General features: G+C 57.7%; 16 protein-coding genes and 1 pseudogene. 14 read left to right on the top strand and 3 right to left on the bottom strand.

Annotation, left to right across the window (positions count from 1 at the left end):
* Positions 1–34 precede the first annotated feature (34 nt).
* The 4 genes from HMPREF9081_RS03285 (at position 35) to HMPREF9081_RS03300 (ending at position 2,554) form a co-directional block, all read left to right on the top strand.
* Entirely contained in the window at positions 35–721 is a 687-nt protein-coding gene (locus HMPREF9081_RS03285) for a hypothetical protein (protein ID WP_006305555.1), read from the top strand.
* A 149-nt stretch (positions 722–870) separates the two neighbouring features.
* Positions 871–1,368, top strand: coding sequence for a bacteriohemerythrin (locus tag HMPREF9081_RS03290; protein ID WP_071778187.1), 498 nt, complete (start codon positions 871–873; stop codon positions 1,366–1,368).
* 77 nt (positions 1,369–1,445) lie between these two features.
* Entirely contained in the window at positions 1,446–1,853 is a 408-nt protein-coding gene (locus HMPREF9081_RS03295) for a bacteriohemerythrin (protein ID WP_006305557.1), read from the top strand.
* A gap of 365 nt (positions 1,854–2,218) precedes the next feature.
* Positions 2,219–2,554, top strand: a complete 336-nt coding sequence (locus HMPREF9081_RS03300) for a hypothetical protein (protein WP_006305560.1) — start codon at positions 2,219–2,221, stop codon at positions 2,552–2,554.
* Positions 2,555–2,761: 207 nt separating this feature from the next.
* Here the strand turns inward: HMPREF9081_RS03300 and HMPREF9081_RS03305 are convergent, their stop codons facing one another.
* Genes HMPREF9081_RS03305 through HMPREF9081_RS03315 form a run of 3 tightly spaced genes read right to left on the bottom strand, consistent with a single transcriptional unit; the run spans position 2,762 to position 10,209 of the window.
* Positions 2,762–7,930 (bottom strand): DUF4132 domain-containing protein, encoded by a 5,169-nt coding sequence (locus tag HMPREF9081_RS03305; protein ID WP_006305562.1) that lies wholly within the window; start codon positions 7,928–7,930, stop codon positions 2,762–2,764.
* Between the two features lie 10 nt (positions 7,931–7,940).
* Positions 7,941–8,363 carry a hypothetical protein gene (locus HMPREF9081_RS03310; protein ID WP_040394394.1) on the bottom strand — a complete coding sequence of 141 codons (423 nt, stop codon included), beginning with the start codon at positions 8,361–8,363 and terminating at the stop codon, positions 7,941–7,943.
* A 13-nt stretch (positions 8,364–8,376) separates the two neighbouring features.
* Positions 8,377–10,209: a phosphoethanolamine transferase gene (locus HMPREF9081_RS03315; protein ID WP_006305565.1), complete on the bottom strand. Its 1,833-nt coding sequence runs from the start codon at positions 10,207–10,209 to the stop codon at positions 8,377–8,379.
* Between the two features lie 501 nt (positions 10,210–10,710).
* Here HMPREF9081_RS03315 and HMPREF9081_RS03320 point away from each other — a divergent pair.
* From HMPREF9081_RS03320 to HMPREF9081_RS03360, 10 genes and pseudogenes are all read left to right on the top strand, one after another.
* Positions 10,711–14,406: a nitrate reductase subunit alpha gene (locus HMPREF9081_RS03320; protein ID WP_006305567.1), complete on the top strand. Its 3,696-nt coding sequence runs from the start codon at positions 10,711–10,713 to the stop codon at positions 14,404–14,406.
* Positions 14,396–15,817 (top strand): nitrate reductase subunit beta, encoded by a 1,422-nt coding sequence (gene narH / locus HMPREF9081_RS03325; protein ID WP_006305569.1) that lies wholly within the window; start codon positions 14,396–14,398, stop codon positions 15,815–15,817. Before HMPREF9081_RS03320 ends, narH begins: the two co-directional genes overlap by 11 nt.
* The gene (gene narJ / locus HMPREF9081_RS03330) at positions 15,817–16,347 is read left to right on the top strand and encodes a nitrate reductase molybdenum cofactor assembly chaperone (protein WP_040394396.1); all 531 of its coding nucleotides are present in this window, start codon (positions 15,817–15,819) and stop codon (positions 16,345–16,347) included. The genes narH and narJ overlap by 1 nt, the downstream gene beginning before the upstream one ends.
* Positions 16,347–17,012: a respiratory nitrate reductase subunit gamma gene (gene narI / locus HMPREF9081_RS03335; RefSeq protein ID WP_040394398.1), complete on the top strand. Its 666-nt coding sequence runs from the start codon at positions 16,347–16,349 to the stop codon at positions 17,010–17,012. Before narJ ends, narI begins: the two co-directional genes overlap by 1 nt.
* Positions 17,013–17,113: 101 nt before the next feature.
* Entirely contained in the window at positions 17,114–18,034 is a 921-nt protein-coding gene (locus HMPREF9081_RS03340) for an Rpn family recombination-promoting nuclease/putative transposase (RefSeq protein ID WP_006305573.1), read from the top strand.
* Positions 18,035–18,109: 75 nt separating this feature from the next.
* Positions 18,110–18,259: a secretion protein HlyD gene (locus HMPREF9081_RS14375; RefSeq protein ID WP_245529918.1), complete on the top strand. Its 150-nt coding sequence runs from the start codon at positions 18,110–18,112 to the stop codon at positions 18,257–18,259.
* Complete coding sequence (locus HMPREF9081_RS03345) at positions 18,252–18,545, top strand: hypothetical protein (protein ID WP_040395440.1); 294 nt, start codon at positions 18,252–18,254, stop codon at positions 18,543–18,545. Before HMPREF9081_RS14375 ends, HMPREF9081_RS03345 begins: the two co-directional genes overlap by 8 nt.
* Before the next feature lie 26 nt (positions 18,546–18,571).
* Positions 18,572–19,277 (top strand): annotated as a pseudogene (locus HMPREF9081_RS14785) (family 1 glycosylhydrolase).
* Positions 19,278–19,461: 184 nt separating this feature from the next.
* Entirely contained in the window at positions 19,462–21,951 is a 2,490-nt protein-coding gene (locus HMPREF9081_RS03355) for an excinuclease ABC subunit UvrA (protein WP_040395442.1), read from the top strand.
* 18 nt (positions 21,952–21,969) lie between these two features.
* Positions 21,970–23,349, top strand: a complete 1,380-nt coding sequence (locus tag HMPREF9081_RS03360; RefSeq protein WP_006305578.1) for a DUF389 domain-containing protein — start codon at positions 21,970–21,972, stop codon at positions 23,347–23,349.
* The last annotated feature ends 1 nt before the right edge of the window (position 23,350 follow it).

Below are 23,350 nucleotides of genomic sequence, written 5' to 3' on the forward strand. Positions count from 1 at the left end.
CATACACGGACACTATAACAGAGGAGGGAAATCCATGACACGCAGTCTGCGCCTTGTCGTTGTCGTGCTCGTGATTGCCGCGCTGATCGGCGGCGCATACACGGGCTACTGCCGGTATCGCGACCGCACACCCGAGGCGGCACTCATGCAGATCGCGCGCGCGGTGACGACCGAGGATCGGAAGCTCTTTGATGAATACGTCGATGAGGATGCTGTGCTCACCGCGATGCACGAGGACGCGAGCGCGCTCCTCGCGGACAACATCGCGGCACTCCACGAGCGGCACCCGTACGACTGGTTCTTCCGTCACGATACCGCATTTATGCGCAGCTATATGGCGGAGCACCGTGCGGAGTACATCGGTACGGCACGCATGGCACTGGACTACTACTTCGACGCAGAGCGCGTGCCCGTGACGAAGGAGGAGGGGAATGCACGCTGGGGGTCCGATGAGATGCGTGCATTTGCCGCGCACTATACGGCAAGCATGGGGTCCGCCGTGACCGAGGGCGACCGCGCGCACGCTATCTGCATTGTGCGCGGCGATGAGAGTGACTACGGTCGGCTCCTGCCGGAGGCGTCCGTCACGATGGAGCTCGCGCGTCAGACGGACGGGCGCTGGAAGCTCGTGCGCATCTCCACCGATACTGCGCGCACGAACGGCTTCTATGCCATTGTCGACGCGGCGGAGCGGTATTGGGAACTGCAAGGTTGGGACTAGGGAATCGCTGATAAAATAGACCTTCCGATTGGCGTAGGTTTTTCATCCGATTGAGGAGGCAAACCCTCTGCATAGGTTCTGTTGTGCGTCCGATTTATTTCCTTGGCAGGACAATGGGGATTTCATTCAACGAAAAAGGAGAGCAGCGCATGAAGTACGAACTGACGAAAGAGTATTTGACCGGCATTGAAATGATTGACGAAGAGCATGGAAGGCTCTTCGAGATTGCGAACGAGTGCTATGATCTCGTGATGGACGACACGGCGATCGACCGCTTTGACAACATCGTGGCGCTCCTCGAGGAGCTGCGCACGTATGCGGCGACACATTTTGCCCACGAGGAAGAGTACATGGAGCGCATTCAGTATGAGCGGCGCTTCAGCGAGCGCTATCAGCATCTGCGTTTCATCCAGAAACTCAGCGAGATCAATCTGGATGAGATCGATGAGAACCAGCAGGAATATCTGCGCGGCATTCTTGACTTCCTCACGCGCTGGCTCTATGGTCACATCAAGGTCATGGACTGCCGCATTCCGAAGGAAGAGGTCGCGGCGCAATCGGAGAAGCCGGAGAAGAAGACGAAAAAACCCGACAAGGCGACGAAGGGCAAGCAGGAGACGAAAGTCAAGAAGAGCAAGAAAAAATAGGAGAAGAAGCATGCGCCCGGTCCAATGAGGGCTGTATTGACGGAGGCAGCGGCGCTGGAAAGCGAGAAAGATGCACCATGAAATACGTGTTTACCGATGATTATCTGACGGGGATCGCGTCTGTAGACGCGCAGCACAGCAAGCTCTTCGATCTGACGAACGAGTGCTATGAGCTTGTGATGGAGAGTGCGGCGGACGATAAGTACGACAAGATCGTTGCGATCTTGGAGGAGCTCGCTGACTATGCCGCCACGCATTTTGCACACGAAGAGGCGTATGCGGAGCGTGTGGGCGATCCGCATCGGTTCAGCCATCGTGCACTGCACTTGCGCTTTATGAAGAAGGTTGGTGAGATCGATCTTGAGAAGGTCGATGAGAACCAGCAGGAATATCTGCTGAACATCCTCGACTTTCTCGCGCGCTGGCTCTTCGATCACATCAAGGGGCGGGATTGCAAACTGCCGCACCCAAACGCCGTACAGTAGGCGCACAAAAACACCCCGCAATGAGCAGTTGCGGGGTGTTTTTGCTGTGTATTATATTTTAGGAGAGCTCTGGAAACCATATCCGTTTCGCGGGTTATGGTCTCAAACGAAAGCCTGTAGATAATATAGCATATAAGAGAATGAAATTCAATAGCATAGAAGGAAAAAGATGGTATATTAATTTTATATCGCTGAAATAAAAAAATGTTATTTTTGCATAAAAAATGAAAAAATAGGAGAAAAGAACTATGTTCAAGGCAGGTGTTTTTTCCTATAATAAATATGGGACAAAGGAAATGTCTCAAGATCGGTCGTGTGCAGCTGCACATGATCAAAAATACTCATAAGGAAATGAGGTGGCTGTAATGGCAGTCATATCACTTGCATCGGTGCTGGACAATCCGGCAAGACGGATCCCGGTCAATGCAATGGTGCGTGCGGCGGCGGCATATCCCGCGAAGGACGACGAGCTCCTTGAGGGAATGCGTGCACAGCGGCTCGCCTATCGCGAGGAGATCAGGCAGTTGCACCGCATGGACAGTGAAGCGTACGAGGTTGACATCCGGGCACTTGCACGTTCGCTGCGCACGTTGGAAGAGGATATCCACGTGGACGCAACGCGTGAGTTGTTTGGAGATCCGTACGTGGTCGAGCTGCAGGGCATGCGTCCTGCGACCGATGCCGAAGCGGCATCGGCGTAGTCCTTCTCATTCGGAGGGAATCGATCTGGAAAATTGCATAGAACTGCAAGCAAAAACCGCAGGAATCTGAGTCGGTGTAATATCCGATCAGATTCTTGCGGTTTTTTGTGTGAAATGATGTGGAGAGAATGCATTGCGATTCTCTCCGCTGTGCACGCGATCCCTTGTGAAACGCTGTCTTCGCGAGAGCACGTACCACAGAAGCTGTCAGCGTTTGATCTGCTCCAGGATGAACGGATCCTTGATCTTGCCGTCCTCTGCAAAGAGGATGATCTTCGACACGATCTCCGCCGTCTTCGGATCCTCGTCGAGGAACGGCAGGAAGAGCCGCCCGCGATGCTGGCTGTGGACGGGCAGCACGTTTATCATCGCGCCCGCCTTCTGCTGCACGACACCGCTGCCGAGGTGGACGGTGTAGTCGCCGCGCTTGCCGTGGATGTGTGCGTGCGAACCTTCGAGCCGTACGTTCGTGAGATGAAAGAGCGGGAGGCTGTACTGCACGATGGCGCGGCGCATCTCGACGGTCGAGTGGCTTGCCTCGGGATCGACGCCGCCGACGTGCGCGACGGAGACGACGAGATCGACATCGCGCATGACCTCAGTAAAGATAAGGTCGGGCACATCATCAATGAGCAGTTTCTTGAATGTCTTGCGGTCGAAGAAGTCCACCCATTCGAGCGTGGGCGCCTCGATGTCGGCTGGGGAAAACCAGTCGGCAAGCGCGTAGATGCGCGCGATGATGTTCGCCTTGTAGTAGACACGCTGCAAGCCCTCCGTGCCATCGACGACCCAGCGGCGCGTCTTGAGGAGCGCGACGGTCTTCGCGGGCTGGATCTGGTGCCCCGCATAGCGACGGCTCGTCTCCTTGCCGTGCTCGTCCGCCGTCTTGACATAGAGCTCGCGGAACACCTGCTTGAACGGCTGCTGGATGCCCTTTTCAAAGAGATACTTCTGATATGCCGCCCATGTGTCGCTCTCATAGAGATCGAGCGCGTGGGCGATTTTCAGCTCCGCGTCGACCGCAACCTCGGTGTGCGTGCCGTCGGGGGCAACGAGTGCACCGTCCTCGTAAAAGCCGAGTGCCGTGTCCGATTTGAAGACGAGTACACGCAAGAGAGGAGCGATGACGGGGTTGTGCTCCATGACGTTTGCGATCTCGCGGGCGAGGAGCGGCGTGCCGTCCTCCATCATCTCTTCGAGCATCTTCCGCGCACGGCGGTACTGCTCCCGCAGGTTCTTCTCCGCTTCCTTCAGCTCGAGAACGTCGGCGTTCTTTTTGAGCTTTGCGGGGATGGATTTCAGCGGTTTTCCGCCCTTGGTGCAGGAGAGGGAGACGGCGCCGTCCTCTGCGACGGAGAGCCACAGCTCGACCCCATCGACATCCTTCGGGGTGAAATGGGCGGCGTGCGCCTTAATGAGCTCTGTCTCTGCCGTCCATACGAGGCGTGTCACATCGTCAAAACCGCAGGCACGCGCGAGGTTCGAGAGGGCGATCTCGACCGCCTTGCTCTCGCTCGCGCGCCGCTGTGCACCGAACTGACGGCTCTCCTTGAGGAAGTTTTGCAGGAATACGTAGCGTGCGAGCATGTCCTTCTCGCGTGCGCGTTTCAGCGGGATCAGCCCGCAACACAGGACGAGATCTTTGTTGCGCTTTGCCGCGATTTCCTTCTCCACGTCCGCAAGTTTCATCACGCCGCGCACGGCGTCGGCGAATTTGCGCGCCCGCGCATGTTTCGCGCCGTCGGAGATGTATTTCGCACTCTCGTAGAGGAGGTCGAAATGCGCCTTGCCGAGTTCTTTGTATGCTGCGTTGAACCAGTCGATGTCGAACGCGCCCTCCTTCAGATCCTCGATGGGGATGGGCGTGTACTTTGCGATCATGCTCTCGCGATCCTTCGGGATGTCGCTCATGTGCGCTTGGAAGTAATAGCAGCCGCTCGCCATGCCGCGCCAGCCGAGGTGCGCCTCGATGAGCGGAATCCACTGCGGCGCGTACATTGCAACTTCGACAAGACGCTGCTCCGTGATGCCCGTCCCTGCAAGCGCCGCCTTCAGGTCTGCCGCCGTCTCGTCCGCACGCGGATACGAGACTTTCAGCAAATGACTCAGCGTCGATGCCTTTGCCTCGTTCGTCCCGTAGTACCAGCTGCCACGGTCGAGTTTCAGCGCACCGAGCGCCTGTAGGATGCGCACGAGCGTCGGGATGCCCTCGACGCGGAGGATGCTGCGCACGGCGGCGGAGTGGCGTGCGGGCGTGTCGCCGCGCCGCAGTTCTGCCGTGACGATGCAGTCGATGACCCGCTGCCCCTCCTCTTTGACAAAGGAAAGCACGTCCTCTGTCTGCGCCCCTCTAAATTCGGGATCACTTGGGTTTGGCAGTTTGCCGCTGCGATAGCGTTCGAGTACCTGCACGCGATTCGTTTCCACTGCTTTTTGTTTGCGTGCAGCATCCTCGCTCATCCCGTCCGCCTGCGTGCCGAGGAGCATCTTGTAGAATGCGTCCTTCTTCACCATGCCGAGGATCTGCGCCTGTGCGTGCTCGATCATGCCGACAAGCCCCGCCTCCGGCTCCTGCTCCGTACGGAGAAGATGCGCCTCGGTGCGCTCCGTCATGCGCAGCCGCAGGGCGTAGGACTGGGTGAACTCCGCCGCACCCTGATAGAGCCGCGCACCGTGCAGGGCGGTCTGCATGAGCGCAGTATGGTGCATGATCTGGCGCGTGTTCCCTGTGCGCCACTGATTCTTGTACTCCACGAGAAAGAGTTTTTCATCAAAGCCGTCGTAGGCGCGGCTCATGAGGAGCAGCCCTGCGGCAAAGACGAACGGGCGGTTCTCCTCGGCGTGCGTTTCATAGAGCACGCGGATGACGTTTTTCCCCGTCTGCCGTCCGACGTACCCCTCGCCGAAGTAACTCAGCTTCTGCGCGGCGAGGGCGGCGGGGAACGCCGTCCAGTCCCGCTCAGTCATGCGCGTCAGACCCTCGGTAAAGAATGCGTCCTCCGCCTTCGGCATACCGATTGCAATGGCGAGCTGATAGAGCGTGGGGAAGTCCACGATTTCCTGCGCGTAAAACTCCTCCCAGACGTCGGCGAGCGGATAGCGCCCGATATGCTCGGGTGCGTCCTTCGCGTGCTTTGCGTCTGCGCGTTCGTAAAAGCCCGCCGCAAGCGTCGTCTCCTCTCTGCCGATCCAGCGTGCCTTGTACTCGTAGTCCTCGTGCTTCGCATAGAGCGCGTTCAGCTTCGTGACGATGGCAAGCAGTTCCTCGTCCGTGCGCGGAAATATGTCTTTGAGCGTGAGCGTGTTGACGACGCGGACGCTATTTGTCTCAGGATCAAAGCCGCCCGCCGCGCGCTCTTCCTGTGCGCCCGTGAGACGGTTCAGCAGACGGCGGATGCCGCCCGCTTTCTCCGCATACTGAATCTCGATGGTAAAGTCCGGCGTGTATGCCGCATCGTACAGTTCCTGCTCCTGTGCATCCGCCATCGTATTGCTCGACAGCTCGTCGATCAGCACCTGTTCGTCCGAGGTGGGCGACTTGATCCCGTGCGCGAGGGAGAGCAGCTCCTCCGGTGTGAGGCGCCCGTCCGCTTTGCAGCGCAGGAGGAGGTCAAGCGCGCCGAGACGCTTCATCACGTCCTTCTGTGCGAGGAGATCTGCCATCGTCGCGCACAGCGGCGTATCCTCCTGCGTGTAGAGGAGGTCGAGCACCGTACGGCGCATCGCTGCATTTTTCAGCCGCAGCAGGGCGGCGATCTCTGCGCGATGGCGCGGCACGAAGTCGGTGCCTGCCTCCTCTGCCGCTGCCGCTGTGGGATTTTTGCGGATGATCTCTGCCGCCGTCTCGGGGGCTTGGCGCAGGAGGTCGATGAGCGCCTTCTCCTGCACGGCACTCAGCGGCGCTTTGAGCAGAAGCGGCGCAGCCCGCTGTCCCGTGTAGCAGGCGGGGAGGATGGGCGCGACGCGATCCGTCAGCGCAGTGCCGGCACAGAGGGCGGCGAGCACCATCGCATTGGACAGCGCTTCCTTTGTCAGCGTCACATCGTACCACGGGAAGATGCATGCAGGGTACTTCTCCTCCGTGTGCTTCATCCGTGCGCGGGCGCGTTCACAGAGGCCGAAGAAACGCGTGGCCTCCTCTGCGTCTGCGAAATACGTCGTTGCATCGAACTGCTTGACGAAGTCGTCGAGCCCCCGCAGGATGTAGAAATCGCCCGTCACATAGGACAGATAGCAGGCGATTTTCTTCATGTCCGCCGCACTGAGCTCCGCATCTGTGATGCCAAGGAGCACGCGCTTTGCAATGCGCCGCTCGTATGCGCCGTCCTGCAGGGCGTGCAGGAAGTATGAGACGAGCAGAACGGAGTGCGGCCGCCCCTCCGCGATGATCGCCTCCATGCCGGCGATGAGTTCCGTGAGGTCGTGCACGCCCTTGCTCCACAGACCGACCATCGCCTCGACATTGTCCTCACTGCGAAGGAGTGTGTCCGCCTCCGCAGGGTCGCGCAGCACGCGCATCATGAGCGCGAGGAGCTTCTTGTCCACGCGCTCGCTGTCCGTGCCGATGCCGATGGTCGTCGCGATGGCGCGTCGTATGGACGAGAAGCGGATGAGGTTGTGCTCCTCGATCAGCCCCATCATGTAGACGAAGTGTTCCTGCCGCCCGCAGTCCATCGTCTCGCAGATCGCCTGCCGCAGTCCCTCCTGTAATTTGCCCGCGAGCAGGAGCTTGCCGACAAGTTCCACGAGTTCGGTACTCTGTGACTTGAAGATGGCGCGGAAAATATCGTAGGTGAGGACATTCGTGTTGTTCTCACTGAGGAGCATATCGCGGATGATGGCGACGGTCTCCGCATCCCCACGGTCGATCCATACGGCGATCTGCTCGGGCGGGAGGAAGCTGCTGCCGTACCTCTCCACATCGTACTCCCTGCGTAGGAGCTGCAGGAAGTTCTTCCCTAAGGCGTACTCGCGCACAAGCTGCTCGACCAGATTCCAAATGCGACTGACGTGCTGATGGTAGTCGCGCGAGCGGACGAGACGACGATAGTAGCGGTTCGTATAGGGATAGGCGGCGAGGTTGTGCGCCATAGCGACGAGATCCCTGCGCAGCTCCGCGCCCATCATGAGATCAAAGGCGGGATACAGCGCGGGCGGCAGCACGTCATCGTCCACCGTGCAGACCTTGCCCTTCTTGTTGCGGCGAAAGTTTGCCACGCCGATGTCCCAGTCGTAGTCAGGCTCTCCCTTCTCGTCCGTACGGAAAAAAAGGAAATTGAGCAGCTTTTGGCTCTGCGGGTTCAGCGCATCAAACCCTGCCTTCAGCCGCTCGATATAGCGTGTCATTTCCTCGTCGCGCAGATAGTAGCTGATCATCGTATTCCTCCTACCACATACGTCCTGCAAGCATCGTCAGGCGGACAAAGGTGATCTCGTCGTTTTCATGGAGCGTGACGGGCGTGTCGCAGGTCTCGCCCGCCTCCTCTCCGTTGATGAAAATCCGATAGATGCCATCCTCGAACGACTGACGCGCGTTCTCGATCGCCGCCGTCGTGTCCTGCACCTGCCCGTTGTAGTCTGTGCCGAACCCGATCTTGCCGACTGTGGCGGCATCCGCGACCTCCTCGTTCGTCAGATAGAGGAGCGCCGTCTCGCCCGCCGTCGCCCGTTCGTTGAACCGCGCGACCTCCACCGTGACGAACGCCGCAATCAGCTCGCCGACATCACGCACCTCCCCAATCTCGTAGGGGCGCGTCTCAATCGCATTCCTGCGCTTGCCGATGCGCTTTACGTTTACCTGTACCTGCATACGCTGCTTCCTTTCATTTTGCCGCTGCACTGTCCTCATCCGCTAATCGCATAGTGCCGTGAAGTGTTGTGGCATTTTCTTTTGTCATGTGATACTCCTGCGATGCCAAATCGTGCTGCAAATCCGTGCGTGGCATTCCATCGATCCCCAAAATATCAATCATCACATTGTAGAGCAGGTCGTTTGTCCAATACTCCTGTGCACGCGACTTTAACTGCGCAAATGTCTGTGGGCGTTCCACCTGAAAATCCTCACTGAACCACATCATGAGCGGTATGCGTGCCATCGGCCATGTAAATTTGCTCGCCTCATGTCCCAGGTTTCGGTCGGCGTCATCACCGTGATCGGAGAAATAGATCATCCCCTTGAAGTTTGGCAGTGCATGAACGCGCTCGTAAATTTGGGAAAGAATATAGTCGTTGTAGCGTACGGAATCATCGTATTCATCCACCGTAGTGCCACGCCCCGAAAAATATGGATTGGGGTAGCGATCCCGATAGGTTCCATGACAGCCCATCAGATGAATGATAATCAAGGTGTTTTTCGCACATTGCGTTGGGATCTGCGGGAGCAGGATATCATCATAATGATCCGTATCCGTGCCGACGCCAGAGCGTCCGTTCATCCATGCCTGATGCTGTGCCGTGCTCCCAATCTCCGCGACGGGCGTATCCCACGCGCTAAATTTTCTCTGATTGCTGATCCAGTACGTCTCATAGCCGGCCGCGTTTGCCGCTTCGAGAAGGGAGTAAGCATTTTTTAGCTCCATCTCATTGTATTGATTTTTTTCGCTGAGTGCATATGTCAGCACGGGAACAGTATGGGTATGATTGGAGTACGCATTGAAAAAGGTGATGTTTTCATTGTTTTCGCGTTGCCCTTGCAACCACGGTGTCGTCTCTCTGTCATATCCATAGACCTGCATATGATTTCGGGTTTCGGATTCGCCGATCACAAGGACAAACACCCCGCCCGAGGAGGTGATGTTTAACCCCTGAAGCTCTTTCAACCGTTCTTCCCGCATCGTGCGTGCTTCTCTATAGGAATGATAGTCCTGAAGAGCACTCTGCACTTCCACGGCAATGCGAACAGGAAGGTACACCCCCAAATCGCGATTCACAGAGAATATTCCGACGATCATAAACACTATCCAAAGAAAACACCAGCATCGACTGGGCATCTCCATATTCATATGCAGGGTGGTGCGCAGTATTTTTACAACACCGATAAGCGTGGCAAACAGTGCCGACAGACCGCAAAGCCAAAGGAAAATATTTTGGTTTTTCAGATATGCCGCTGATTCGCTGAGATTGGTTTGAAACAGTGTCAGCACGATGGCGGAGGACAGGACATAGCCGCCGCTTATGACCCAATACCCCCACACCAGAAGAGGCATGAGTGTCGGCACGGTCAATGCTGCATAAGATAATCCAGAGACGAATCGCCGGAGCGGTTTCGCGTTGGTGCTACGCGCGGCTCTATAGATCCACGTCCAAAAAAGAAACCATGATGTGCCAAACAGATACGCGGAGGCAATTTCTCCACCACCGACATTCATTCCGACAAAAAAAGGCAGATACCCCACACTCACGAAGATGGCGACGTAAATCATGAGCATAAGGATATATCGTTTTGCATATGCTACCATTGGCAGCATGAGTGCTGCCCAGATTCCGAGGTGCAGAAGTCGTCCCCATTCCGTAATTCCTTTGTAGATATCCGGAAGGACGATCATCTGAAGAATTGCGCCCAGTGAAACAACAATGAGAACTGGAGTTAGATATAACATCCAGTTGAGACGATGACTTCCCGTCTGTTTTAACATTGTTTTCCGCATCTCCTTCATAAGTTGTGGCTTTCTGAGATTTCTTTTACTTTGATAAATATTATATTTTCTGCAAGGATTTCGGTCAAGTAATCTACAGGAATCACTGATAAAATATAAGTCTTTTTCATCCGAACGAGGAGATAAAACAGCTATAGAATGTACCGTGGAGGATTTAGGAAGCACTGATAAATTCAACCACGCCATCTTGACGCATCTTTTTTGCCCGAACTTTGTCGGCAAATCCTCCACATAGCCCTTGCTATGCGTCCGGTTTGCCTCCTTGTTCGGACGAAAAAATCTACGTCAATCTGACGGACTTCATTTTATCAGCGATTCCTTATTGCGTGCTTCTCCTTGCCAAAAGTCCAATAGTAAAACTTAATCGCAAGAATAGTTTTCAATTATAAAATTTTACAAAGCTGTGATATTGCTCACATCCACGCATATACCAATATAGTAAAATTATATCGTGTATATAGTTCTTTTTCATGGAAAAGAAATTCATGGAGGGGTGAAGGCGTGAGCAGTATCTTCAAAAAGTTCAAGTATCTGATTCCTACGTCGGAGCTTGCGGGCGGTCATGCAGAGATGCATGAAGGCGGGCGTGCATGGGAGAACATGTACCGCGACCGCTGGTCGTTCGACAAGACCGTCCGCACGACGCACGGGGTCAACTGCACGGGTTCGTGCAGCTGGAACGTCCACGTCAAGAACGGGATTGTGGCGTGGGAGAATCAGGCGACGGACTATCCCGAGACGGCGCCGGACATGCCGGACTTCGAGCCGCGCGGCTGCCCGCGCGGGACGACGTTCTCGTGGTATCTCTACAGTCCGCACCGCGTAAAGTACCCGTATATGCGCGGGGAACTCGCGGCTCTTTGGCGTGAGGCGCGTGCGGCACATCCGAACGCGTACGAGGCATGGAAGAGCATCGCCTCCGACCCCGCAAAGAAGAAGCAGTACAAGCAGGCGCGCGGCATGGGCGGCTTTGTGCGCTCGAACTGGCAGGAGGTCAGCGAGCTGATTGCCGCCTCCGTGCTCTATACGGCGTACACCTACGGCTCGGACCGCATCTTCGGCTTTTCCGTCATCCCCGCGATGTCGATGCTGAGCTATGCGGCGGGCATCCGCTTCATGCAGCTGATGGGCGGTGTCGGCCTTTCGTTCTACGATTGGTACGCCGACCTGCCGCCCGCGAGCCCACAGATCTGGGGCGAGCAGACGGATGTGCCCGAGTCGAGCGACTGGTACAATGCAGGCTACCTCATCACATGGGGCTCGAACGTACCGCTCACGCGCACACCGGACGCGCACTTTATGGCGGAGGTGCGCTACAAGGGCACAAAGGTCGTTTCGATTGCGCCCGACTACGCCGAGTCCTCGATGTTCGCGGACACGTGGATCTCGCTCAAGGTCGGCAGCGACTCCGCAATGGCGATGGCGATGGGGCACGTCATTCTCAAAGAATACTATGTTGACAAGACAACGCCGTTTTTCCTTGAGTACACGCGGAAGTATACGGACTTCCCGTTCCTCGTGCGCATCGAGAAGAAAGAGGACGGCACTTACATCCCCGGGCGTATGCTTTCTGCGCGTGACATGGGACGCGATGAAAAGCATTCCGACTTCCGTTACTACGTCGTGGACGATAAGACGGGCGAGATCGTCATTCCGAACGGCACGCTCGGCGAGCGTTGGTCGACGCAGGAGAAGTGGAACATCCGCGAGGAGAACCGCGATACGGGCGCGGAGATCTGCCCGCGTCTCTCCGTCTGGGATGACAAGACGGGGACGGTTGAGGTGCAGCTGCCGTACTTCGGCAACGACCGCAGGGAGCGCACGCTGACGCGCGCTCTGCCCGTGCGCACGGTCAAGACGGCGGCGGGCGAGGTGCTCGTGACGACGGTCTACGATCTCACGCTCGCGAACTATGCGATCGATCGCGGCATCGGCGGCGAGAGCGCAGGCTCGTACGAGGACGACACGCCGTACACGCCCGCATGGCAGGAGAAGTACACGGGCATTTCGCCCGATCTCGTTATCAAGACGGCGCGCGAGATTGCGGACAACGCCATCAAGACGAACGGTCGCACCATGATTATCATGGGTGGCGGCATCAACCACTGGTTCCACGCGGATGCGGTCTACCGCACGATCATCAACCTCCTGCTCTTCACGGGCTGCGAGGGACGTAACGGTGGCGGCTGGGCGCACTACGTCGGACAGGAGAAACTGCGCCCGAATGAGGGCTGGGCGCGCATCATGAGCGGATCGGACTGGCAGGGTCCGCCGAAGCTGCTCAACTCGACCTCGTTCTACTACTTTGCGACCGACCAGTGGCGCAGCGACGAGATCCAGACGGATGCACTGACGGCGGCGAATGAAAACGCACGCTATAGCCACGCGGCGGACTATGCCGTCATGGCGGCGCGCCTCGGCTGGGCACCGTCCTATCCGACGTTCAACCGCGGCTCGAACGACCTCGCAGCGGATGCAAAGGCGGCGGGCTTCGAGGGCGCGGACGGCATCAAGGAGTACATCGTCAAGAGTCTGAAGGACAAGAGCCTGAAGTTCGCATGGGAAGACCCCGATGCACCCGAGAACTTCCCGCGCAACCTCTTTGTCTGGCGGTGCAACCTGCTCGGCTCGTCCGCGAAGGGCAACGATTACTTCCTGAAATACCTCCTCGGCACGGAGAACAGTATCTTCCAGGAGGAGGACTGTGCGACGCACCCGCAGGAGGTCAAGTGGCGCGAGAAGGAGGAGCTCATGCAGCCGGGCGGTGCGCTTGAGGGCAAGCTCGACCTCCTCGTCTCGCTCGATTTCCGCATGGCGGGCAACGCGCTCTACTCCGATATCGTGTTGCCGACGGCGACGTGGTACGAGAAAACGGATCTTTCCTCGACGGATATGCACCCGTTCGTCCACCCCTTCCAGCCGGCGGTCGATCCGCTCTGGGAGTCGCGTACGGACTGGGATATCTACCGTACACTGGCACAGGCGGTGTCTGAGGTCGCAAAGGACGCAAAGCTCACGCCGTACACGAACATCGCCGCGACTCCGCTCGGGCATGACAGCGAGGCGGAGTTGGCACAGCCGGACGGCGTGGTGCGCGACTGGAGCAAGGGCGAGTGCGAGCCAATCCCCGGCAAGACCATGCCGAACATCGCCTCGAACACGATTGACTACACGAAGCTCTACGAGAAGTGGATTGCGCTCGGTCCGAATGCGGGCGGCAAGACGGCAAGCCACGGCAATACATGGGACTCGGCGGAGGACTACGAGGAGATCCGTCAGCGCAACGGCATCATCACCAACAAGGACTATGTGTCCTACGGCTGTCCCTCGATTTACGAGGCGCGGCAGGCATGTGATGCCGTGCTCGGGATGTCCCCGACGACCTGCGGACGCACGGCAGTGCGCGCATGGGAGGCGGTCGAGAAGCGTACGGGTCTCTCTGACCTCGTGAAGCTTGCGAAGGATCGCGAGGAGGATCGTTTTACCTTTGACCAAGTGGCGATACAGCCACGGGAGACGATCACCGCGCCGACCTTTACGGGCAGCAATCAGAACCGCCGCTACACGCCGTTTACGAACAACGTGGAGGAACTCATTCCGTTCCGCACGCTCACGGGGCGGCAGCATTTCTACATGGATCACGAGGTCATGCGCGAGTTTGGCGAGGCACAGGCGGTCTACCGCCCGATCCTCGACTTCCGTCCGATGAACAAGTCGCTCAACGGCACGCAGAAGGAGATCACGCTGAAGTACCTCACGCCGCACAACAAGTGGAGTACGCACAGCATGTACTTCGACGCGCAGCAGATGCTCACGATGTTCCGCGGCGGACAGAGCGTCTGGATGAGCGAGAAGGACGCGGCGGAGATCGGCGTGAAGGACAACGACTGGATCGAACTCTACAACCGCAACGGTGTGGTCGCCTCGCGCGTCGTCGTCTCGCCGCGCCTCCCGCAGGGCAGTGTCTTTATGCACCACGCGCAGGACCGCCACATCAACGTGCCGGGCTCGAAGATCTCGGGCACGCGCGCGGGTACGCACAACACGCCCACGCACATCCACATCAAGCCCACCCACCTCATCGGCGGCTACGGGCAGCTCAGCTACGGTTTCAACTACTACGGCCCGACGGGCAATCAGCGCGACTCGTACGTTGTCGTGCGGCGCATGGAGGAGGTAGATTGGCTTGAAGATTAAAGCACAGATTGCGATGGTCATGAATCTCGACAAGTGCATTGGCTGTCACACGTGCTCCATCCTGTGCAAGAACGTCTGGACGAACCGGCGCGGCGCGGAGTATATGTATTTCAACAACGTCGAGACGAAGCCCGGCATCGGCTATCCGAAGCAGTGGGAGAATCAGGAGAAGTGGAAGGGCGGCTGGGAACTGCGTGACGGTGTGCTCGGACTCAAGACGGGCGGCATGATGACGCGCATGGCGAAACTGTTCTACCACCCGCAGCAGCCCGAGATGGACGACTACTACGAGCCGTGGACGTACGACTACGAGACGCTGATTCACACGAAGCGGCGCAATCATCAGCCGGTGGCGCGCCCGCGCTCGCTCATCACGCAGAAGCGCATGGAGATCAAGTGGGGACCGAACTGGGAGGACGACCTCGCCGACGGACAGTCCGCACGCAAGGACTACAATCTCGCGAAGATGGGGCAGGAGATCACACTTGAGTTCCACGACATCTTCATGAAGCATCTGCCGCGTCTTTGCAACCACTGCCTGAACCCCGCGTGCGTCGCGGCGTGCCCCTCGGGCGCGATCTACAAGCGCGACGAGGACGGCGTGGTGCTCATCTCGCAGGACGGCTGCCGCGGCTGGCGGCACTGCGTTCCGTCGTGTCCCTATAAAAAAATCTACTACAACTGGGAGACGAACAAGGCGGAGAAGTGCACGTTCTGCTTCCCGCGCCTTGAGAACGGTCTGCCGACCGTGTGCAGCGACGGCTGCGTCGGGCGCATGCGCTATATCGGCGTATTGCTTTACGATGCAGATAAAGTGAAGGCGGCGGCATCGACGCCCGATCCGAAGGACATCTACAAGGCGTATCTCGGTGCGCTCTGCGATCCAAACGATCCGAAGACGATCGCGGCGGCAAAGGAGGCGGGCATCCCCGACCGCTGGATGCGCGCGGCGCAGAACTCGCCCGCGCACAAGCTGATCGCCGAGTGGCAGCTCGCGTTCCCGCTTCATCCGGAGTACCGCACGCTGCCGAACGTCTGGTATGTACCACCCCTCAGCCCGATTGCACGGCGCGTCGAGGAGAAGGTGTTCTTCCCGGGGGCGGCGGAGATGCGCATTCCTGTCGCCTACCTTGCACAGCTGCTGACGGCGGGCGATGAGGCGGCGATCGAGCGAGTGCTCCATGTGCTGCTCGAACTGCGTGCCGTCATGCGCACGAAGCAGACGGGCGAGCCGCTGCCGGAGCATTTGACGCACGATGTTGAAACGTATGAGGCGATGTATCGCCTCCTCGGACTTGCGAAGCGCCGCGAGCGCTTTAATATCCCTGCGGGAATGCAGGATGTGACGCATGAGAAGCTGCGCGAGCTGCAGGGCTCGGTCGGCTATGCGTGCCCCGGGGGGTGCTGCTGATGGAAACGAACCGCATTCAGACGCCGCTCCTCCTCACCTCCTATCTGTTCGAGTACCCCTCGGCGGATTGGTGGGAGGGCGTGCCCACGCACGCTGCCGCCGTTGTGGATGTTGAGCGCCCGCAGTCGCGCGAGGTGTTCGAGGAGTTCTTCGGCTACATCGGCGAGACGGAGCGGCAGGAGTTCGAGGACGCGTATGTGCGTGCCTTTGACTTCTCGCAGAACACGAACCTCTACCTCACAACGCACAACCGCACGGATTTCGGCAAGCAGTCCGAGGAGATGCTGCGCTACAAGCAGCTCTTCCTCGATGCGGGCTATGACCTCGAACGCGAACTGCCGGACTATCTGCCCGCACTCCTCGAGCTTGCGGCGGCAGTGCCCGAGCGCACGTCGCTACACATTCTGCATGAGATTCAGCCGAAACTGGAGCTGCTGCGTGACCGCCTGATCGAGGCGAAGCTGCCCTATGCGTTTCTCCTCGATGTCGTGCTCACGGAGGCATCCGCGCTCGAAGGGAGGACTGCATGATGAAACAATTTGCTTGGGGCGTCCTGCCCTACATCGCGTTCACGTTCCTCATCGTGGGGACGATCGTGCGCTACACCGTCTTTGAGCGGAACTGGACGACGAAATCCAGTCAGTTCCTCTCCAAGAGCGATCTGAAGATCGCGGGGCCGATGTTCCACCTCGGTCTTCTCATGGCATTCGGCGGTCACGTCATCGGCGTGCTCATCCCGAAATTTGTCACCGAGGCGGCAGGGATCAATGAGCACCTCTACCACATGATCGCGCTCGGCGGCGGTGCGCCCGCAGGTCTGCTCTTCTTCGGGGGCTTCATCCTGCTCCTCATCCGCCGTTTTGGCAAGGACAGGATGGCGGTCAACACGTCCACAATGGACAAGTGGCTCTACCTGTTTTTGTTCCTTGCAATCTTCTCTGGCTGTGCGTCCACGACGCTGAACGCCGTGCAGGGCGGATTTGACTACCGCGAGACGATTTCGCCGTGGTTCCGCTCCGTCTTGATGTTCAGCCCCGAGATTGGCTACATGGAAAACGTGCCGCTCATGTTCCGTATCCACATGTTCTCGTGGATGGCGGTCGCGTTCCTCTTCCCGTTCACGCGCCTCGTCCACTGCCTCAGTGCACCGTTTGAGTACCTCGTGCGCAGCCCGATCATCTATCGGAAGAAATAAGGATATATTTGGAAGCCGTCCCTTGCGGGGGACGGTTTTTCTTGTGTCAGGGGAGAAAAAAAGATACAATAGAAAGAAAATAGGGGAGAAAGGAGAACACTATGGCACTGAGTTTTGAGGAACGTGCGAACCGTGCTTGGGAAGAACTGTCGATTCAGGACAATTTCATTTTCCTGCGCGTGATGCAGAATAAAGACCTGTGCAAGCGTCTGATCGAGCGCATCCTTCACATCAAGATTCGTGACCTGTCGTACCCGCACACGGAAAAGACGATTGACCTGCGGCTTGACAGTAAGGCTGTCCGCCTCGATGTGTATGTCGAGGACGAGGCGGGGACGGTCTACAACATCGAGATGCAGACTGCAAAGGGGGCAGACGGAGCACTTGCGAAGCGTACGCGCTACTATCAGGCGATGATCGACATGGATCTCATCGGGAAGGGGGTTTATTACGATCAGCTGCGGCAGACGTACATCATCTTTGTCTGTACGTTTGATCTGTTCGGCTTGGAGCAGCGCATCTATACGTTTCGGAATACCTGCGTCGAACTGCCGGAGTTGGAGCTCGGCGATGGAGCAACGAAGATTTTTCTCAATGCAAAGGGACTGAAAGGTTCTGTCGATGCAGACATTGAGGGCTTCCTGCGCTATGTAAATGGCAAGGTAGTGCAGGGGCAATTTGCGGAAGCTCTGGCAAAAGAAGTCGAGCGGGTGAAGATACAGAAGGAAGCGAGGCGGGAGTACATGACACTCTATATGCAATACCAACAATATCATAGGGATGGGCTGGAAGAAGGACGCCGTGAAGGACGCCGTGAAGGACGCCGTGAAGGACTGCGTGAGGGACTGCGTGAGGGACTGCGTGAGGGACGCCGTGAAGGTGTGCTCGATATGGCACGCTCCCTGCTCGCGCTGAACGTCCCCATTGATGTGATTGAGCAGTCGAGCGGAATGACACGTGCGGAGATCTTGGCACTGCAGGAGACGGCTCCCGAGCAGGGCGAAACGGATCGTGTGATTTGACCAATCCGCAAGAATTTTTTATAGGAACCACTGATAAAATGAAGTCCGTCAGATTGGTGCAGATTTTTTCGTCCGATTGAGGCAGCAAACCGGACGCATAGCCAAAGCTATGTGGAGGATTTGCTAACGAAAAGCGGACAAAAAAGATGTGCTAAGATGGCGGTGCTGAATTTATCAGTGGTTCCACAATCAGGGAAGAGAAAGGATGATAACAATCATGAGTGAGGGAAATGCAGAGGAACTGATTCGCTCGATGAGCGCGCAGCGCGTGGAGGCGATGCGTGCGAGCTACGAGGCGGATCTTATGGCGGCATGGGAAAAGGGCAAAGAGGCGGGCAAGGCGGAGAGCGTCGGCGAGGGTGAGTTCCGCGGACGCAAGCAGGGCGTGATCCACGTTGCGATGAACTGTCTGCGCGAAGGGGTTGCTCTTGAGACAGTCGCGAAGGCGGCGGAGCTTCCCGTGCCGATCATCCGTAAGATCGCGCAGAACAACGGCATCGAGCTTCCATAATTCGGTATGCGGCAAAGGAGCACGATATGGCATTTCCGAAGGACTTTCTCTGGGGCGGTGCGGTCGCGGCGAATCAGTGCGAGGGCGCGTATAATGCGGATGGCAAGGGCATCGACATTCAGGACATCATGCCGTATGGCATCATGGGCGCACCGACGGAGGAGCCGACGGCGGACAATCTGAAGCTCACGGCGATTGACGCTGCACGAGCCGCTGCTCTCGGGCGGGATACTGACGCCGAAGGATGAACTGAGTCTCCAAGACCTCTATCAGGCGTGTCTCCTCGGCGGGAAAAAGAATCCGTATCTCAAGGCGAGCGAGTGGGGCTGGCAGATCGACCCGCAGGGGCTGCGCCTCGTCCTGAACCGCTACTACGACCGCTGGCAGAAACCGCTGTTTATTGTCGAGAACGGTCTCGGAGCGAAGGATGTGCTCGTCTCGGACGGCGCGGGCGGCATGACGGTCGAGGACGACTACCGCATCGCCTATCTCAGCGACCATCTTGTGCAGGTGGAGGAGGCGATTGCCGACGGCGTGCCCGTCATGGGCTATACGACGTGGGGCTGCATCGACCTCGTGAGCGCGTCGACGGCGCAGATGTCAAAACGCTACGGCTTTATCTACGTTGACCGCAACGATGACGGGACGGGGACACTCGCGCGATACCGCAAGAAGTCGTTTCACTGGTATAAGGACGTGATCGCGACGAATGGGGAATGTTTGAAGCGGTGAATCGAACAGCAGAGCATGAGGAGGTTCATGTTCTGCTTTTTGTACGAAAACGAGGCTTATATTATCAGGAGACCTGAAACAATTTTCTTCTGTTTGAAATGCCGAGGAAGGCGCTGCTTGCGTATGCGCGGTGGGACTGCATGATGATCTCGACGGCACAAAGAAGGAGAGGGGATGTGCGGCAATGGAAAAGCAGCCGATGGCGATCGAAGTCCGCGGGGCGCGTGTTCACAATTTGAAAAATATATCTGTCGATATTCCGCTTCATAAGATTGTGGGTATTGCGGGTGTCTCCGGCTCGGGAAAGTCCTCGCTCGCACTGGGCGTGCTCTACGCTGAGGGTTCGCGCCGCTATCTCGAGGCGTTGTCGACGTATACGAGGCGGCGCATGACACAGGCAGAGAAGGCATGCGTCGATGAGGTGCGCTACATCCCTGCGGCGCTTGCACTGCATCAGCGCCCCGGCGTGCCCGGGATGCGCAGTACGTTCGGCACGTCTACGGAGCTGCTGAACGTCGTACGTCTGATGTTTTCGCGTCTGGCGAGCCATCGCTGCCCGAACGGTCACTATGCAGCGCCGACGCGCAAGGTGGCGGCGGAACAGGAGATCGTCTGCCCGACGTGCGGCGTACATTTCTATGCACCGGGTGCGGAGGAACTCGCGTTCAACAGCGGCGGTGCCTGTGAGGCGTGCGGAGGTACCGGCGTTGTCCGCGTCGTTGACGAATCGACGCTCGTGCCCGACGACTCCCTCTCGATCGACGATGGGGCAGTACTGCCGTGGCAGACGCTCATGTGGTCTCTGATGAAGGAGATCGCGCAGAAACTCGGCGTGCGGACGGATGTGCCGTTTCGCGAACTGACTGCGCAGGAAAAGGAGATCGTCTTTCACGGACCTCCCGACAAGGTGCATCTGGTCTATCAGATCCAAAAGACCGGTGCGGCGGGGGAGATGGACTTCACCTACTTCAATGCAATTTATACCGTAGAAAATGCGCTCGCGAAGGTCAAGGATGAAAAGGGAATGAAGCGTGTGGAAAAATTCCTGCGCCAAGAAATCTGTCCGGCCTGTCACGGCACACGCCTCTCGGATGCCGCACGTGCGCCGCGCCTCGCCGAGCGCTCTCTGCCGGATGTCTGCAGGATGACGCTGACGGAACTTGCGGCATGGATCGCAGATGTTCCAAAGGCTATGCCGCGGGATATGATTCCGATGGCGGAAAGCATCTGTGAGAGTTTCCGGCATACGGCGGCGCGCCTCATGGAGCTTGGACTCGGCTACCTCACGCTCGACCGCGCGGCCTCGACGCTCTCGACGGGGGAGCGGCAGCGTATGCAGCTCGCGCGTGCCGTGCGCAATCGGACAACGGGCGTGCTCTACGTTCTTGACGAGCCGTCCATCGGACTCCATCCCTCGAACATTGACGGACTGCTGAACGTCATGCGGGAGCTTATGTCCGACGGGAACTCCATCGTCCTCGTCGATCACGATGTGCAGATTCTGCGCAGCGCAGATCATTTCATCGAGCTCGGGCCGGAGGCGGGCGCAGGCGGCGGTACGATCATCGCGCAGGGAACACTTGCAGAGATGAAAAAAAGTGCGAACTCACGCATCGGTGGTTTTCTTGACGGCAGGAAAAAGGTGCAGGTTCATACACCTGCGGCGGCCGAGGACATGTTCAAGCATGGGCGGATTGTGCTCAAGACAGAGCAGATTCATACGGTGAAGCCGCTCTCCGCCGTGTTTCCGCAGGGACGGCTGAGTGTTGTGACCGGTGTTTCTGGCTCGGGCAAGACGACGCTCATTCTGGAAAGCCTGATTCCGGCACTGGAAGCACAGATCGGCAGGACATCGCTGCCCGCGCATGTCCAGTCGATTGCCGCCGACGGTGTGCGGCAGGTGCGGTTGATCGACGCTGTACCGATTGGCGCCAACGTGCGCTCGACCGTTGCTACCTACGCGAACGTGCACGATGAGCTGCGAAAACTTTATGCGCGCACGCCGGCAGCAAAGGAGAAGGGGTATAAGGCCGGGGATTTTTCCTATAATACGGGAAAACTTCGCTGTCCGACCTGCGACGGAACCGGCTCGATCAGCCTCGATGTCCAATTTCTGCCCGACGTCACGATCGACTGCCCCGACTGCGGCGGCTCTCGATACCGCAAGGAAGCTGGCGAGATTCTTCGTGTGCCGCGCAAGGGGAAGCAGCCGTGCTCGCTCCCCGCGTTGATGTCCCTGAGCGTTGACGAAGCACTGGCGGTTTGCTGTGATTTGAAAACGGTGCAGCGGCGCCTTCAGATCCTGCACGATCTCGGACTCGGATATCTGACGCTCGGTGAGGCGACGCCCGGGCTCTCGGGCGGCGAGGCGCAGCGTCTGAAGCTCGCGAGCGATATGGGCAGGGGGCAGGAGGGCTCTGTATTCGTCTTCGATGAGCCGACAATCGGTCTGCATCCGCTCGATGTAGAGACGCTGCTCGGTGTGTTCCAAACGCTCATGGCGAGCGGTGCGACCGTCATCGTCATCGAGCATGACCTCGACGTTATACGCAATGCCGACTACATTCTCGACATGGGACCCGGCGGCGGCGAAGAGGGCGGCAGGATCGTTGCCTGCGGTACGCATGCGGATATCCGGAAGGAACCCAAAAGTGTCACGGGACGGTATCTTTGAGCCGTTCTGTCGAAGGAGATGATTTGTTTGATTTTGGATAAGCTAAAAGATTTTTTTGATTTGCGCGGCGACACTGCTTCGGTACAGGAAATTACAGAACGGGTCAATGCCGGCGTGCGATTTCGGGGGACGAATCTCAGTGTCCTGATATTGGCGATCTTTATTGCCTCCATCGGTCTCAATATGAACAGCACGGCGGTCATTATCGGCGCGATGCTGATCTCTCCGCTGATGGGGTCGATCCTTGGGATTGGCTATGGCCTTGCCCGTTACGACAGCACATATATCCGTTCCAGTGCAGGAAGCCTGTTCGCCCAGGTGATCATTTCGGTTGCTGCATCGACGTTTTATTTTTCCCTCACACCGATCGATGCCCCTTCGTCGGAACTGCTTGCACGAACATCGCCGACCATCTGGGACGTTTTGATCGCGGTCTTTGGCGGCCTCGCAGGCATCATCGGCGTAACACGCAAAGAGGGCGGGAATGTCATCCCTGGTGTTGCGATTGCAACGGCTCTGATGCCTCCTCTCGGTACCGCGGGGTATGGCATTGCAACGGGCGTGACGGCGTACACCGTGGGGGCACTCTATCTGTTCTTTATCAACAGTTTCTTTATCTGTCTGACGGCATTCATCGTCCTGAAAATCATCGATATCCCCTCGAAGATTGCGCGGGATTCTGTCGAATTTTCAAGACAGAAACGCTATTTGCTGACCTTTGCCATACTGGTCACGCTGCCCAGCTGTTTCTTTGCGTATCAGAGCGTGCAGGAAAATCTGGAGAACGAGCAGGCGAAGATTTATATCGAGGAGAATTTCAAAGCACCACCTCGTCTGGCAATCTCCTATACGTTGGACAACGAGAAGAAAATGCTGACAGTGTTTACGATTGCCGGAATATCGGAGGACGACTTGGCGGCATTGACGGAGAAGCTGCATGAAAAGAAATACCTCAGGCCGTTCCAGTTGGAGGTGTTTTCTGCGGAAACGGTGGAAGAGAGAGAAAAGATGGAGGCAATGATCGATCAAAGACTCGGCGAGGTCAAAAAAAGTGCCATTCCCTCTATGCAGGAGCAGCAGACCGTGACCGCACTCAAGTCTGCCCGCGAGGAAAGTGAGAAGCAGGGGACTTACATATTGGACTGGAATCGAGAGGCGCGTATTGTATTTCCGCAAATCTCCCGCATCGCTGTCGGGAGTGTGCAAGCCCCTGCTCCGGCGGCAGATAAATCGGCTGCTCTGAGTGAAACGCAAATTGCGTTCATATATCTGCAATCGGATATGGACGAAGCGTCGCGTGCTCGCTTGACCGAATGGATTTCGGACAAAGCAAAGAACCGTGTAGAGGTGCACTTCCTCCCCGAAGTTCCGCCAGCAGAGGCAAAAAAGGGATTGTAAG

Origin of the sequence: Centipeda periodontii DSM 2778, from assembly GCF_000213975.1 — a bacterium.
Classification (GTDB): domain Bacteria; phylum Bacillota; class Negativicutes; order Selenomonadales; family Selenomonadaceae; genus Centipeda; species Centipeda periodontii.